Source organism: Niallia oryzisoli, from assembly GCF_043641075.1.
In the GTDB taxonomy this organism is placed as follows: Bacteria; Bacillota; Bacilli; order Bacillales; family Cytobacillaceae; genus Bacillus_BD; species Bacillus_BD oryzisoli_A.
Genome location: NZ_JBHZRC010000010.1, coordinates 140,922 through 156,421 on the forward strand (window position 1 = coordinate 140,922; position 15,500 = coordinate 156,421).

The following is a 15,500-nucleotide window of genomic DNA, read 5'->3' on the forward strand; positions in this document are numbered from 1 at the left end:
ACTCAAAAATAGTTATCGGCTATTAATTGCAGATATGATGGATGTAAATAACTATACTATATAACTAAATATTACCATTTCTTGTACAATAATAGAGTGTCTAAAAATAAAAAATTTTGATATATATGTGAAGAAGGTAACAATTAGTTGCAAATTTCTATATAAATTAGTAAAAAAGTCTCGTAAATTCAATATGTGCAAAGAAGGAGGACAATAAATAATTGAGTATTTGAAAAATTTGCCTGTGCATGTTAAAATGAACACAAGCAAACATATGGAAAATAGAGGGAGTAACTGCCTGTCATTTCAGGATTCAAAGCCGTCAAACCGGATATCATCCCGGCTTTGAAAACTATATTTAGTTAAGTGAGACTCTATAGCTAGGAAGTTTCCTAGCTATAGAGTCTTTTTTTATAGGATTGCTATGATGATCATTGTAGACCCTTGTAAGCAGGTTGATTGCAGTGGAAGGCACGAAGACTCCTCGAAAATTCTATCGAATTTTCTCGTGCGTGGGCGTATTCAAGGAAGTAATTCAATGTCCTGCAGGAGAAGCGAGACAGGTGAGACCCCACAGACACGAAGTGTCGAGGAGGCTCGGCGGTCGCCTGCGGAAAGCGAAGTGCCTTGAACGGAAATCAACAACCAAATTATAAGTTAATATTGTTATATTCTATGAAAATAAGAATGGAAGTACTGATTTAACTCTAGTATCTAACGGAAGGGAGAAAACAATGAGTAATTACTTTCGGAAACCAGCTGATGAAGTAATAAAAGCCTTAGGTGTATCCGATAAAGGCCTAACCTCAACTGAAGTGGATAAGAGAAGAGAGCAGTATGGTTTTAATGAGCTGCAGGAAGGAAAAAGAAAAAGTACACTTCAAGTTTTTCTTGAACAATTTAAAGATTTTCTTGTCATCATTCTACTTGTAGCCGCGATTATTTCTGCTTTTTTAGGTGAATTAGAAAGTACGATTGTTATTATGGTCGTTGTCATCTTAAATGCCATCCTTGGAACCGTTCAGCATGTGAAGGCAGAACAGTCGCTCAATAGTTTAAAGGCCTTGTCCTCTCCTACGGCAAAAGTAGTAAGAGATGGAATGATGGTTGAAATTTCCTCACGTGAAGTGATGGTAGGTGACATCCTCACATTAGATGCGGGTGATTTTGTGCCGGCAGACGGCAGAATCCTTGAGAATCATAGTCTTCAGGTAAATGAAAGCTCTTTGACAGGTGAGTCCCTTGCTGTTGTAAAAGAGACTGTTGCGATTGACAGAGAAGATGTGTCAATTGGGGATAAAAAAAATATGGTGTTTTCCGGCAGTTTTATTACTAACGGCCGCGGAATTGCTGTCATTACAGATATTGGAATGAAAACAGAAATTGGGAAAATTGCGAATCTATTAGGATCTGCTCAAGAGAAAAAAACTCCGTTACAGGTTACGCTCGATCACTTTGGTAAAAAATTAGCCATTATCATTATCATAATTGCCCTTATGATATTTGGAATTGATATTTTCAGAGGACGGGAGATTGGCGATTCCTTCATGTTTGCTGTGTCTCTCGCTGTGGCGGCCATTCCAGAGGCTTTGAGCTCCATTGTGACAATCGTTCTTGCCTTTGGTACGCAAAAGATGGCCAAAGAAAATGCGATTATGCGTAAGCTTCACGCAGTAGAAAGTCTGGGCAGTATTTCTGTTATCTGCTCCGATAAAACAGGGACGCTTACGCAAAACAAAATGACTGTACAGCAGCTGTATGTAGATCAAAAGGTTATTCCTCATGACCAGTTAAATAAAGAAAACGCATTAGAAAAAAATCTCTTGCTAATGGCCTTATTATGTAATGACTCTGTCACGATGGACAAAAAGGAAATCGGTGACCCGACGGAAGTTGCCTTAACAAATTTAGGTGAAGAATATGGTCTCGATGAGCTTGTAATCAGAGAACAATACGGAAGGATAGGAGAAATTCCGTTTGACTCTGATCGAAAGCTGATGAGTACAGTAAATAGGATAGATGATAAGTGTATGATGATTACAAAAGGGGCACTGGATGTTCTGTTATCCCGCGTGAAGAAAATTGAAACATCTGAAGGCGTTCTTGATTTTACTGAAAAACATCGGAAAGAAATTGTAGCTATTAATAAAAAATTTTCAGTTCAAGGGCTGCGTGTCCTTGGTTTTGCCTACAAGGAAGTATCTGAAGGACAATCGGTCGATGTGGAAGATGAGTATGATTTAATATTTGTTGGCTTAACAGCCATGATGGACCCGCCAAGGGCTGAATCAAAGACAGCTGTGGAGAATTGTATATCAGCCGGAATTAAGCCGGTAATGATAACTGGAGATCATAAAATTACAGCTTCAGAGATAGCTAAACAGATAGGAATTTTAAAGGATGAAACAGAAGCGATTGAAGGCGTTGAAATTGAAAAGCTGTCTGATGCGGAGTTAAAAGATAAGGTGGCAGACATCTCTGTTTACGCCAGAGTTTCACCTGAGCATAAGATCCGTATTGTAAGAGCATGGCAGGAAAAGGGCAATATCGTAGCCATGACTGGTGATGGGGTTAATGATGGCCCTGCCTTAAAGCAAGCCGATATTGGAATTGCAATGGGGATAACAGGTACCGAGGTTGCTAAGGATGCATCGGCAATGATCTTAACAGATGATAACTTCTCAACTATCGTCAAGGCAGTCTCAAATGGAAGAAGCATTTACGCGAATATCAACAACTCAATCCGGTTTTTACTTGCAGGCAATACAGCTGGTATTTTATCCGTCCTGTATGCCTCCATACTGGCTCTGCCTGTGCCGTTTGCACCTGTTCATCTTTTATTTATTAATTTATTAACTGACAGTCTGCCTGCTATTGCACTAGGCCTTGAACCGCACAATAAAAATATCATGAACGAAAAACCGAGGAATATTCAGGAACCATTGTTAAATAAGAAATTTGCCGCTTTAGTTGGGATTGGCGGTTTGTTAATTGCTATTTCTACCTTACTGGCTTTCCATATTGGCCTGAAGACCGGTGATGAGGTTGTCGCAAGTACCATGGCGTTTGCTACATTATGTTTAGCCAGATTATTTCATGGCTTTAATGTAAGAGCGAAGCAGTCGATTCTTCAAATCGGGGTATTTTCGAATAAATATCTTTGGTTTTCAGTTATAGGAGGCATCATTTTATTACAGATTGTCTTACTGGTGCCGTCACTTATGGGTATATTTGAAGTAACGCCTTTAACGTTAACCCAATTTGGCTGGATTTATGGACTGGCCTTAATGCCTTTACTGGTCAGTCAAATATACAAATTACTTTTTATAAAATAATCAATAAAAGCTTTTCGAGGGGCTGAACGAGGCTTGTGGATGCATTCGTTCAGTCCTTTCGTTATTTAGGAATGAATTAGTAGGCTAATTGGGAATTCTAGAGAAACAGGTATCATTTGATTGAAAGGAAAAGAGTGGTAAGATATACTGGGGAAATTTTCATATAAAAGTATTCATTACTTATTTACTTACTTGGAGGTTGGTCCTCGTTGCTAACGGAAATAGTGGTACTTATTGTTTTAATTCTATTAAATGCGTTTTTTGCTGCATCTGAAATAGCGTTAATTTCATTAAATGATAATAAAGTGAAAATGATGGCTGATTCAGGTGATAAAAAATCCGTTATGCTTCATAAATTAATTTCTGAACCAAGTCGTTTTTTGGCAACCATTCAAATTGGTATTACATTAGCTGGCTTTTTGGCGAGTGCTTTTGCAGCAGAAAGCTTTGCCGGCAGACTCGCTCATGTTCTCTTTGAATTGGGTGTACCTATTTCAAGGGACCTGCTTGGAACCATTTCTGTTGTTTTCATTACACTGTTATTATCCTATTTTACGTTAGTTTTTGGTGAGCTAGTCCCGAAGCAGCTTGCGATGACAAAGGCGGAACCCATCTCGATGTTTGCTGTAACCCCGCTGACACTTTTGTCAAAGCTAACCGCTCCTTTTGTCAAATTATTAACGCTATCCATGAATGTTACCGTGAAGATGTTTGGCGTGGATCCCAATGCTGAGGATGATAACGTAACAGAAGAAGAAATACGGATGATGGTTGATGTTGGGGAGGAACGAGGGACGATTCAGTTAACAGAAAAAGAAATGATTAATAATATCTTTGATTTCGATAATAAAACAGTCTCAGATATTATGACACATCGGACAAATATTAGTGCGATTCCGCTTGATTCCAGCCTGAAGGATACTGTCCATTTGGTTAATGTGGTAAAGTACACAAGATATCCTGTTTATTCAGAAGACATTGATCATATCGTCGGTATTTTTAATTCGAAGGACTTGCTTGAGTTTTTAGAGGAAACAGATTCAGAGCCAAAGGAATATAACCTAAAAGAGATGATTCGGGATCCGTATTTTGTCTTAGAGTCAACCAAAATAGATCATTTATTTAATGATATGCAGATGAATAATGTACATATGGCCATCGTGATAGATGAATATGGCGGAACAGATGGAATTGTGACCATCGAGGATTTAATTGAAGAGATAGTTGGGAATATCTTTGATGAATATGATGAGCCTGATGAAGGTGAACCCGTTATTACAAAGCTTGATGACCATACATACCAAATGGATGGAACGGTAAGTCTGGACGATGTTGAGGGGATTCTACAGAAGGACTTACCAACAGAAGAGTATGACACATTAAGCGGCTTTGTTATTAGCCTGCTTGGGTATATTCCAATTGGCGAGGATAAACCGAGTGTAGAATTTGAGGATGTAAAATTCACCTCCCTTGAGACGAATGACCGACGAATTGTGAAAGTACTAGTGGATGTTAAAGAAGCTGTAAAGACTGAAGAGGTGTAATCGTGACAGAGACGTTTGTAAAAATTAAAGCGAAATACAGTGACAAAATGAAAAAGGGAAATCCCATTGTTTTGAAGGAAGCAATCGTTGACACAGACCACTTAGAGTCTGAAGGGATGATTATCAGACTTGTGGATGAGCATGATCATTTTATTGGAAAAGGGTACTATGGTAAACAGAATAAAGGGTATGGGTGGATACTGACAAGAAAAGAAAATGAACAGATAAACAATGAATTTTTTTATAACAAAATCATGAATGCAATCCAATTCCGAAAGCCCTTTTTCGAGGATAAGGAGACAACGGCCTTTCGGGTATTTAATGGCGAAGGCGATGGAATCGGCGGCTTGATTATTGATTATTATGATGGCTATTATGTGATCAGCTGGTACAGTCTTGGGATTTACCAATTTAAGGATAGCATAATAGAGGCCCTGAAGGATCTTGTCATCTATAAGGGGATTTATCAGAAAAAGCGGTTTGCTGAAGATGGAAAGTATTTGGAAGAGGATGATTTTGTTACAGGTGAGCGTGGAGAGTTCCCGCTTATTGTAAAGGAAAATGGGGCAAGCTTTGCTGTTTACCTAAATGATGGCGCCATGGTAGGTGTGTTTTTGGATCAGCGTGAAGTAAGGAAGGCTATTCGTGACCGCTATGCGAACGGAAAGCATGTACTAAATACCTTCTCATATACCGGTGCATTTTCTGTTTTTGCTGCATTGGGCGGTGCTGCTAAGACGACGAGCGTAGACCTTGCTAATCGGAGCCGTAGTAAAACGATTGAACAATTCAGTATTAACGGAATTGATTACGAGGCACAGGACATCATTGTTGAAGATGTGTTTCATTATTTTAAGTACGCTGTGAAAAAGCAGCTAACATTTGATCTAGTGATACTAGATCCGCCGAGCTTTGCACGATCCAAAAAGGTAACCTTTAGTGCTGCAAAGGATTATACCAATTTGTTGAAGCAGGCTATTTCCATAACAGAGGATGACGGGGTGATCGTTGCCTCTACAAACAGCGCATCCTTTGATATGAAAAAGTTCAAAGGCTTTATTGATAAAGCATTTCACGACAGCGGCGGAAAATATAAAACTCTCGAAGAGCACACTCTCCCAGCCGATTTCAAAACAATAAAAGAATATGAAGAAGGAAACTACCTAAAGGTTGTTTTTGTGAAAAAAATAAAATAATGGTGTCAGGCACCACAAAAAGACAAATGCTAAGCATTTGTCTTTTTGCGGTGCCTGACACGCTACTAGTTATTTATGATAAAGTCTTTAAATTTTGTTACAGGCGGTGACATATATTTATGTGTGCAGTAGCTTAAATAAATGTACCGTTCGTAATGCGGATTGATGATTTTAATAGCTTTGACAGGGAAGCGGTCAAGTCCAAATATATTAGGAACAATGGCAATCCCTAGATTTGCAGCAACGAAGCCACACACGGTTCCATCATCTGCTAATTCATAGGCAATAGTAGGCTTCACATCGATACTTTTAAAAAGTGAATCAAGTATCGGACGTAATCCGCTGTTTTGTTCGTAAAAAATAAAAGGATATTTCGCTGCTTCCGCTAGATCAATTTCCTGCTTATCTGCTAATGGATGATCTATAGGAGTAATCAATAAAAGCTCCTGTTGCATAATTGGAATGGATGTAATCCCTTCACCTTCAATGTTAGATGTAAAGGCAATATCAATTTTATTGGCCTGAAAATCCTCTTTAATTTCCTTCGTTGTCCCTTGATGTAAGTTAAAGTTAATTTGACTATTTTCCTCAATTTGTAAAAAATCATGAATCAATCTTGGAATGAAATATTGTGATAAGGAGTGTAAAAAGGAAAGGTTAATGGTCCCTTTTCTAGGATCAATTAAGAGCTGTAATTCACTTTTGGTATTTTCTAAACTAGTTAGAATGGGACGAACCTGTTGATAAAGAAAATAACCATATTGATTTATTTTTACATTACGGCCTTGTTTATTGAACAAGCACACGCCCAATTCTTTTTCTAATTCTTTTATCGAATGTGTTAGGCTTGGCTGGGTGATTGCTAATAGTTGGGCTGCCTTTGTATAGTGCTCGGTTTCAGCTAAAACACAAAAGTACTGGAGCTGATTAATATTCACAGTAACCACCGCTTTCAAAAATATCTGGATTAAATGTTTAACGTAAGGTCGATATAATCAAAATTTACTTCATTCTAATAGAGGTTGTCTATAACTTGTTCAATTGTTCACAAATAGTTCGGACGTTAGTAAAAAAATTGTGAAAAAGTCGCCATAATTTAAAGCGGTACATAGAAACGATAGGAATATCCTATTAATTTCATTAAAAAGTCCGATTAGACAATCTGCATTCCGCATAGCATAATGTGGTTGTTAAGAGATTCACATTAGCGTATTGAAATAGATAGTGCATCATTTAAAAATAAGCAAAGTGAGGGCCGCTTATATGAGTACATTAAAAATAAAGAATGTTACTGTCGGTGAAGGGATTCCAAAAATCATTGTTCCGCTTGTCGGCACAACAGAGGAGCAGATTATTTCTGAGGCTGCTCTTGTGAAAGAACTTGCACCAGATGTTGTTGAATGGCGTGTCGATTTGTATGAATATGTGGAAAATACCGAGGCTGTAAATAACTTGCTGCAAAAGCTTAGAAGCATTTTTACTGAGGAGCTTATACTTTTCACTTTCCGCAGTCATAAAGAGGGCGGAAATAAAGAAATCAGTGATGCCTATTATGTGGAATTAAATCAAAAGGCAATTCAAACGCAATATATTGATCTTGTTGATATTGAGCTTTTTAACGAAGAAAGCAATGTTAGGGCTATCCTTACAACTGCTAAGGAAAACGATGTATTCGTTATCATGTCCAATCATGACTTCTATAAAACACCGGCTAAAGACGAAATTGTATCTCGCCTTCAAAAAATGAAAGAATATGGTGCTGATATACCTAAGATTGCAGTAATGCCTGCTTCAGTGGATGATGTCATTACATTAATCGATGCAACCAATACTATGAAGACACAGTATCCAGAAACTCCTATCATTACAATGTCAATGGGTGGAAAAGGTGTGATCAGTCGTTTAGCAGGTGAAGTATTCGGGTCGGCATTCACTTTTGGCGCTGGGAAGGAAGCTTCTGCTCCAGGTCAGATCCCTGTAGCACAGCTAAGACTGGTTTTAGAAATATTGCATAAAAGCATGTAACGAAAGTGAACTAACAAAATTTTTTTGAACAAAATGTGAAAATATTCACATTTTTATCATAGCTTGTCATAAAACAAATAAAAAATAACTAAGGAAAGCAACAGGAGGAATTTACAATGGCAGACCAAGGACGTATTGATGGAAGAACACAGCTTATCGGATTAATTGCTACACCAATTGGACATTCTCTATCACCAGCAATGCACAATATGTCATTTCGTAAATTAGGACTAAATTATGTATACCTTGCATTTGAAGTAGGCAATCAACAATTGGAAGATGTTTTGACGGGATTTCGTGCATTAAATATTCGCGGCTGCAATGTGTCCATGCCGAATAAAACCAAAATTCTCCCTTATTTAGATGAAATTTCACCAGCAGCAAGATTTGCCGGTGCTGTAAACACGGTTGTGAATGAAAATGGTAAATTAGTTGGACATATTACGGACGGTATTGGCTATGTACTTGGCTTAAAGGAATCTGGTGTTGATATTAAAGGCAAGAAACTTACGTTAATGGGTGCAGGCGGTGCAGCAACTGCGGTTGCTATTCAGTGTGCGATTGATGGTGCTGCTGAAATCTCTATTTTTAACCGTGACGATGAATATTATGATCGTGCTGTGAAAAATGTAGATATTATTAATAATGAAATTGAAGGTATTAACTGTAAAGCGAATGTATTCCGTCTTGAAGATTTGGATCAATTAAAAGCAGAAATAGCTACAAGTGATATTTTAACAAATGGAACAGGAGTTGGCATGAAGCCGCTTGAGGACCAATGTTTAATTCCAGATGCATCCTATTTACGTCCAGACTTAATCGTATCTGACGTCGTGTACATCCCGCGTAAAACTAAATTGCTTGAGCTTGCAGAATCTGTCGGCTGTAAAGCAATTAACGGGCTAGGCATGATGCTGTGGCAGGGAGCAGCTGCATTTGAAAAGTTCACTGGGCATGAAATGCCTGTTGAATATGTAAAAGAACAAATGTTTTAAGATATATAGTGTAGGATAACTGGGTAAAAGAGAATCCACCCTGCTCGATACACATGGCACTTTTTGTTTATAAAAATGGAACAAAAAGTGTCCTTTTTTATGACTTCATTAATTGTGAACGAAAGATTCACAAGTATTTTCAAGGCTGTTTTTGCAGAAGATTGATCATTTGATTACAAAGCCCTGATCTAAGAGGGGCGGAATATAGCTTTGTTGGATTAATAGAATTTCCGAATTGATTTCATAAAAAAAGGCAATTAGACTTTATCGATTGAATCTTAGATAATATGCTTGTAAGTTATTTCACAAACAGTTAAATAAGCAGCTGCTAGCAAAAAAAAGTAATCTGAAAGATAAGTAGATTGATAAATAAAGCAAGAATTACTTTAGGGGGTAAATAAAATGGCTAGTTATGAAAACCTTTTCAAACCATTAACAGTAAATAGAATGACTATAAAAAACCGTATCGTTATGCCGCCAATGGGAACAAACTTTGCCGATCCCAGCGGTGCAATTAATGAAAAGCATATTCAATATTATGAGCAAAGAGCAAAAGGCGGAACAGGATTAATTATTCTAGAAAATGCCTGTGTAGCGTTCCCATTAGGCTCAAATGGATCAACACAACTTCGCATTGACCACGATATGTTCATACCAGGACTCTACAAATTGACAGAAAGATTGCATAATCATGGTACAAAAGTGGCGATTCAAGTCAATCATGCAGGCGCATCAGCAGTGCCTGAAAGAATCGGTTGTCAGCCAGTTTCCTCATCAACTATTCCTTCAAAGGATGGCGGAGCCGTTCCAAGACCTTTAGAAAAAGAGGAAATCCTAGAGATTGTTGATCAATATGGTAAAGTGGCAAGAAGAGTTGTACAGGCAGGCTTTGATGCAATTGAAATTCATGCAGGACACTCTTATCTCCTTTGCCAGTTCCTATCACCTGTCTATAACAAACGAACAGATGAATTTGGCGGAAGCAATGAAAATAGAGCAAGACTAACAAGAATGGTGATTGACCGAATTAGAGCAGAAGTTGGACCATTCTTCCCAATCATGCTTCGTATTAGTGCAGATGATTTTGTAAAAGGCGGCAACACACTAGAAGATACTTTAGAGATTTTAGAGTATTTAAATGAAGGAATAGATATCTTTAACGTATCAGCTGGATTAAATGATTCATTACAATATCAAATTGACCAAATGAGCCTTCCGGATGGCTGGCGTTCCTATATGGCTAAAGCAGTAAAAGATAAATTTAATAAACCAACCATCACAACAGGCAATATTCGTAACCCACAAGTAGCAGAATCTATACTAGCAGAAGGCGAAGCCGATTTAATCGGTATGGGACGCGGTTTAATTGCGGAACCTTTCTGGGTAACAAAAGTACAAAATGGGCAGGAAGAGGATCTAAGAAAATGTGTTTCCTGTAATATCGGCTGTGCTGGTAATCGGATTGGCCTAAATCGACCATTAAGATGTACAATCAATCCGGATTTATTTCATAACGATGAATACAGAGAAAGAAACGTGATGAAGGAAACAACAGTGGTTGTGAATGGCGGAGGAACAGCAGGTCTTGAAGCTGCCTGTACAGCCGCAGAGGTTGGCTGTAAAACGGTCCTAATTGAGCAAAACCTTGAATTAGGCGGACTTGCAAAATTTATTGCAAAATTACCTGAAAAGAAGAGAATTGCCGATTTTCCACATTATCTTGTGAAGCGTGCTGAAAGACTAGAAAATCTAAGTATCCTAACAAATACAAAGGCAGATATCGGTTTAATTGAAAGTTACCATCCTGATGTCGTGATCAATGCAACAGGCTCAAAACCACTATTGCCGCCTATCAATGGATTAATGGATTATATCGATAAAGAAGATGGCACGGTCTATTCAATCTTTGGTCTATTAGGTAGAGTTGAACAATTTGAGAACGTACAAGGTAAAAAGATCGCGGTTATAGGTGGCGGGGCAGTAGGCTTAGACGTCGTTGAGTTCTTTGCTGAAAGAGGAAACGATGTCACCATTGTTGAAATGATGCCGATAGTGGGAAAAGATCTGGATGTCATTACAAAATTATCAATGATGTCGATGATTAAGGAACATAACGTAGACGTACGTACAAGTACCGCCCTTACAGCTGTTTCAGGAGACCATTTCAACGTGAAGTTTGATGGAGTTGATTCTGCTATCGAGTTCGATTATGGCTTTGTCTGCTTAGGGATGAGACCTGAAAATAGTGGATTCGGAGAATTAGAGACTTATTTCACTGCACAAGGTGTTGAGGTTGTTAATATTGGCGACAGCTGGGGAGCAAGAAAAATCATGGACGGTGTTCGTGAAGGCAGAAATATCCTTACAACATTAACAAAAATCGGTGCGTTGAAAGAAGGTAGCGGAGTGAAGCCTAGAGAGGCTGTACTAGTTTAAGTCGAATTGTTTTTACAAAAAGGATGTAATCCCCCTATATTATAGGGGGATTTTTATTATTAATGAATATCCTGTGATATCATCGTTAAATCAGTCGCAGAAACTGCTACTTCCTTAAAGGCAGAGCCTAATTCATTGGTTCTGTTGACAAAGGACAGAAGCTCCTGTTCAATCTTTTGATTTTGGATTTTTGTTTCATCCAAAGTGACTAATATTTGCTGGAAGTAATGTTCGGTTTCTTGCATTGTGTAATTCTCATCATTGACGGCTGTTTTGATCATTTCTAGTGATTGCTTTAGTTTTTCAATTTGCGTATTGGTGTTTAAGGTTAGAGAGGATACATTTGTAACGGATTTTTTCGTTTCTTCAGATAGTTTACGTACTTCATCTGCAACAATAGAGAAGCCCCGTCCGTGTTCCCCGGCTCTAGCTGCTTCAATAGCGGCATTTAATGAAAGTAAATTGGTTTGATCTGCAATACCTGTAACGATTTCAACTATTTCCTGTGTTTGTTTTGAGATATCTAAGAGAACCTGGACATCACTTGAAATATCATTCACAGAACGCTGGATATTTGATAAATTAAGCGTTTGTTTATGCAATTGTTCCTTTCCTTTAAGTGCTCTTTCCTCTGCCAAGGTGGATAATTCCGAGCCCTTGTTAGCGATGGAGACAATTTCATTTGATTGCGTGCATAAATGCTGAAAAGATGCATCCGTTTCTTGAGAGATGGCTGCGAGATTGAGCGATGCATTTGCGACGGATTCCCGGATATTTCTCTTTTCCTCCTCTGTTTCAATATTGATTCGATTAACCTCCATCTCATATGCTTCCAATACGATTTGTTGTTCAAAGTTTAAGATTTTTGTGACTGCGATAATAGCGGTATGACAGTCCTCTTTATTTGGAAGCTTTTCAACAAGAATAGAAATAATGGAAAGAATCAAATTTTGGAATGCAACCATATACCACTTTGTCGGCAGATCTATCTTGACATGCATAAAGGCTATTCTTTTTCGTTTTTCTATAAATTCTTCATCAATGACACCAGTAAACATTTCAAGGAGATGCTGCTTCAGTGTGACCTTCAATCGATCTGTTGAACTGTAGGCTTTAATAATCTTAACTAGTGATGGCTCCTGTTCAAGGGTCCAATAATATTGATCCGCTATCATATCCAGCTTTTCTTTAATAAACGGCTGCAAAGCATGGATAACGTCCAAATCATCCGTTGTCATACCAATCATTTCCAATTGTTTTTTTACATCGGTACCATCCGAAATGTCTATTTTGCCGATTCCTTTTGCTAGATCCCATGCCTGCTGCTCTTGCTTTTGTTTGATAAAAAACATTTTAACCCCTCCCACCTAGCAATCTGTTATGAATAAATAATACCATATTATAGGAGGTATTTCTTTTTTTATTAGGTTAAATTACTTGTTTTTATGTTCATAATTAGTGCTAATGACTTATTTGTAAATAGAAAAGAAAGGAAGCACGATAATCAGTATACAAAGACAAATGGTGGCTAGTGCACCAAATTTTTGCTTATCCTTCCACAAAGTGATGGCAAAGCCAAGGGTGTAGAGTGTTATAACAAATAAGATAGCGGCAATAAAGTAATTCAATTAGTTAATCCTCCTTGTTATTCAGTACCTTTTTTTGAATGCCAAAGTCCTCAATTACAATATCCGGCTTTATGGTAACATCCGCTTTAGGATATGCCTTTGCCCAATTAAACCGCTCGAATTCCTTGTTGGTTTTAAAATGTTTTCTTGCATATAAAGATAAAGGGTACGGGGATCCTTTTAATTCGGTTTGTGTTTTTTCCTGAATCTTTTCAAATAATGCTGTCGTATCTTTTACTATAAATTCTTTCAAGAAATTTTTTTTCTCTGGGTCCTTTGCATAGTTGACCATGGATGGATTTGACATGATTGTCAAGGTCAATGGGATTGTGATCTCAATCTTTGGCCTAACTCCATTCAGATTCATCGTGATTTTATTATTATTCGTTTTTGTAACTCGAGCTGCTAGCTGGTTATCGCTTTCCGAAAAAGGATCTGGTACATTGACTAAAACATCTTGTATATCAGTTGTATCGTCAAGAATATTGATGAGACGTGTATCTAATCCATCCAATTTATCAACCATGACACCGTTTTTGAAGACGGCTGATCCGGAAAATTGTGTTTTATCCAGTTCCCCTGTTACATTTAATTGTCCTGCCGCGTAATGATCCTCCCCTTTAAAGTTAGAACTCTTTTCTATTTCTGTAGTGGTATACATGGCCATAAAGAGGTCCGTTCCTCTGTCTAAAGCAGAGAAATAACGAAAAAGTGTAGAGTCAGGAATTAACCCGTTATTTATTCCATTATCAATCATGAATTGAAAATACTTATGCGGTCTTGTTTCCATCCTTGGGTGGTTTTTCAGAAAATACTCGGAAGCCTTTTCTTTACATACTGCTAAATAACTATCTAGACGAATTTCCTTGTCTTTTAGTGTAGACGTAATGATAGGGAGAAAATTTGGATCTTTCGCAAATTCCTCCGAAACAATGATTACTTTTAATAATTCATAGCTGATATCACGAGAGATGACGGAATTAGCAGTTGCTTTTGCGGCAATGAAGTCATTTGCATCAAATGAGATAATTTCTCGTGGTTTTTCCGTTGATCCACCGCCTCCTTGTACACTCCCAACCTCAGGGTTAGCGATTAACATGGTTACTTTAATTTTCCCTTTGAGTTTCGAATGGTCAATCCCCAGTCCAATGACATATGCGTTCTCCTCCAGTTCTTCGCGGTCCCAACAGCCTGTTAATGAACAAATGATGCTTATAATAATCAACAGTTTACATACCCTTTTTATGTTTTGCATAGTTGAATTCTCCTTTTAACAAAGCAACTGTCCATAATAGTAGGGAAATGGCAGCAAATGTCGGACCGGCTATTAATCGAATCTTAGCTTTGAATACAAGAGCTACGTCAAGAGGTGTTTCCGGAATCATACCGGTCAGCAAATAAATAGTAGCAAGTGCTGGAATCAAGTAACCAGCCTCTTTAATGTGAAAGATATGAGCGAATAGCTTCGTACATATGTACAATAAAGCAGCAAAACGGATAAAGGCGGCCATTAACCAAATTGGGAAAAATAAGGTTTCTACATTTGTTAGGAAATTCCCAAATGAGAAATAGCGAATCGCTGTATGGAATGGATACCCAAGGCCCCCTAAGGATCGATCAAACAGGCAAATAAAAATGAAAGCAGCGGCACTTATATGAATAGCCGTTAGTATAAAAGCAATCCATGTTCCTTTTGCAAAATCTTTAAAAGATGACATGCTCGATAGTAAGACTGTTAAGAGAACCAAGTCCGCAAAAAGGGTTGTTCCAGGTATACTTGATTTAATTATATCGGGTATTCCGGATCCCAAAATTGGATAGATAGATCGTATATTGCTATCCATGATGCTTAGTATCATAGCAAGTACAAATGAAAAAATGATATACCAAACCATAATATAGGAAACTGATCCAATATGTTGAATGCCCTTTTTCGCCCCATAGACACAAACAAGTAGGAAAATGATATATACGACTACCAGTGGTGTTCTTCGAAAATAGAATGAGTGAATGATGTCTGAATACATTCTCGTATCGAAGGAAACTGCAAGGGAACTGATGATAAATAAATAAAGAAGTACAAAAAATCCGATATACTTACCAAGTAACTTCTTAACGACGACAAACAGGTCTTTGCCCTGAAACACAGAGAATGTTTTTAATAATAGGAACAGCGGAATAAGAAAGAATCCTGCTGAGATGAGCGGAATCATCCATGCTGCGCTTTGAACATCATTGTAAAATGCGGAGGGAGTATTTTCTGTTGCTTTCGTACCCATCATTAAAATCACGATTGATGTATAGTCGCGAATTCCAACTTTTTCATGTTGTTTCATATGGA

10 protein-coding genes are annotated in these 15,500 nt (G+C 37.8%); 6 read left to right on the plus strand and 4 right to left on the minus strand.

What is annotated here, in order from left to right; genetic code table 11:
* Window positions 1–734: 734 nt before the first annotated feature.
* From ACHUFV_RS21885 to ACHUFV_RS21895, 3 genes are all read left to right on the plus strand, one after another.
* Window positions 735–3,335: a cation-translocating P-type ATPase gene (locus ACHUFV_RS21885; protein ID WP_394237859.1), complete on the plus strand. Its 2,601-nt coding sequence runs from the start codon at window positions 735–737 to the stop codon at window positions 3,333–3,335.
* 209 nt (window positions 3,336–3,544) lie between these two features.
* A complete protein-coding gene (locus ACHUFV_RS21890) occupies window positions 3,545–4,879 on the plus strand; it encodes a hemolysin family protein (RefSeq protein ID WP_394237861.1) in 1,335 nt (444 codons plus the stop codon).
* On the plus strand, window positions 4,879–6,075 hold the full coding sequence (locus ACHUFV_RS21895; RefSeq protein ID WP_394237927.1) for a class I SAM-dependent rRNA methyltransferase: 1,197 nt from the start codon (window positions 4,879–4,881) through the stop codon (window positions 6,073–6,075). The genes ACHUFV_RS21890 and ACHUFV_RS21895 overlap by 1 nt, the downstream gene beginning before the upstream one ends.
* Before the next feature lie 65 nt (window positions 6,076–6,140).
* On the opposite strand, the gene ACHUFV_RS21900 is transcribed toward ACHUFV_RS21895, so the two are convergent.
* The gene (locus tag ACHUFV_RS21900; protein WP_394237862.1) at window positions 6,141–7,013 is read right to left on the minus strand and encodes a LysR family transcriptional regulator; all 873 of its coding nucleotides are present in this window, start codon (window positions 7,011–7,013) and stop codon (window positions 6,141–6,143) included.
* 325 nt (window positions 7,014–7,338) lie between these two features.
* Between ACHUFV_RS21900 and aroD the strand changes: the two genes are divergently transcribed.
* From aroD to ACHUFV_RS21915, 3 genes are all read left to right on the plus strand, one after another.
* Window positions 7,339–8,100: a type I 3-dehydroquinate dehydratase gene (aroD, locus tag ACHUFV_RS21905; RefSeq protein WP_394237864.1), complete on the plus strand. Its 762-nt coding sequence runs from the start codon at window positions 7,339–7,341 to the stop codon at window positions 8,098–8,100.
* A gap of 116 nt (window positions 8,101–8,216) precedes the next feature.
* Window positions 8,217–9,095 carry a shikimate dehydrogenase gene (locus ACHUFV_RS21910; protein ID WP_394237865.1) on the plus strand — a complete coding sequence of 293 codons (879 nt, stop codon included), beginning with the start codon at window positions 8,217–8,219 and terminating at the stop codon, window positions 9,093–9,095.
* 402 nt (window positions 9,096–9,497) lie between these two features.
* A complete protein-coding gene (locus ACHUFV_RS21915; protein WP_394237867.1) occupies window positions 9,498–11,531 on the plus strand; it encodes an oxidoreductase in 2,034 nt (677 codons plus the stop codon).
* Between the two features lie 59 nt (window positions 11,532–11,590).
* Here ACHUFV_RS21915 and ACHUFV_RS21920 read toward each other — a convergent pair whose 3' ends face one another.
* The 3 genes from ACHUFV_RS21920 to ACHUFV_RS21930 form a co-directional block, all read right to left on the minus strand.
* Entirely contained in the window at window positions 11,591–12,883 is a 1,293-nt protein-coding gene (locus ACHUFV_RS21920) for a protoglobin domain-containing protein (protein ID WP_394237869.1), read from the minus strand.
* A 280-nt stretch (window positions 12,884–13,163) separates the two neighbouring features.
* A complete protein-coding gene (locus ACHUFV_RS21925) occupies window positions 13,164–14,414 on the minus strand; it encodes a Ger(x)C family spore germination protein (RefSeq protein ID WP_394237871.1) in 1,251 nt (416 codons plus the stop codon).
* On the minus strand, window positions 14,389–15,495 hold the full coding sequence (locus ACHUFV_RS21930) for a GerAB/ArcD/ProY family transporter (RefSeq protein ID WP_394237873.1): 1,107 nt from the start codon (window positions 15,493–15,495) through the stop codon (window positions 14,389–14,391). Before ACHUFV_RS21930 ends, ACHUFV_RS21925 begins: the two co-directional genes overlap by 26 nt.
* Window positions 15,496–15,500: the final 5 nt, after the last annotated feature.

Excerpts from the sequence above, each read along its gene's own strand:
- ACHUFV_RS21930 (WP_394237873.1), bottom strand. The coding sequence starts at position 15,495 with ATGAAACAACATGAAAAAGTTGGAATTCGCGACTATACATCAATCGTG.
- ACHUFV_RS21915 (WP_394237867.1), top strand. The coding sequence starts at position 9,498 with ATGGCTAGTTATGAAAACCTTTTCAAACCATTAACAGTAAATAGAATG.
- ACHUFV_RS21925 (WP_394237871.1), bottom strand. The coding sequence starts at position 14,414 with ATGCAAAACATAAAAAGGGTATGTAAACTGTTGATTATTATAAGCATC.
- ACHUFV_RS21885 (WP_394237859.1), top strand. The coding sequence starts at position 735 with ATGAGTAATTACTTTCGGAAACCAGCTGATGAAGTAATAAAAGCCTTA.
- ACHUFV_RS21910 (WP_394237865.1), top strand. The coding sequence starts at position 8,217 with ATGGCAGACCAAGGACGTATTGATGGAAGAACACAGCTTATCGGATTA.
- ACHUFV_RS21920 (WP_394237869.1), bottom strand. The coding sequence starts at position 12,883 with ATGTTTTTTATCAAACAAAAGCAAGAGCAGCAGGCATGGGATCTAGCA.
- aroD (WP_394237864.1), top strand. The coding sequence starts at position 7,339 with ATGAGTACATTAAAAATAAAGAATGTTACTGTCGGTGAAGGGATTCCA.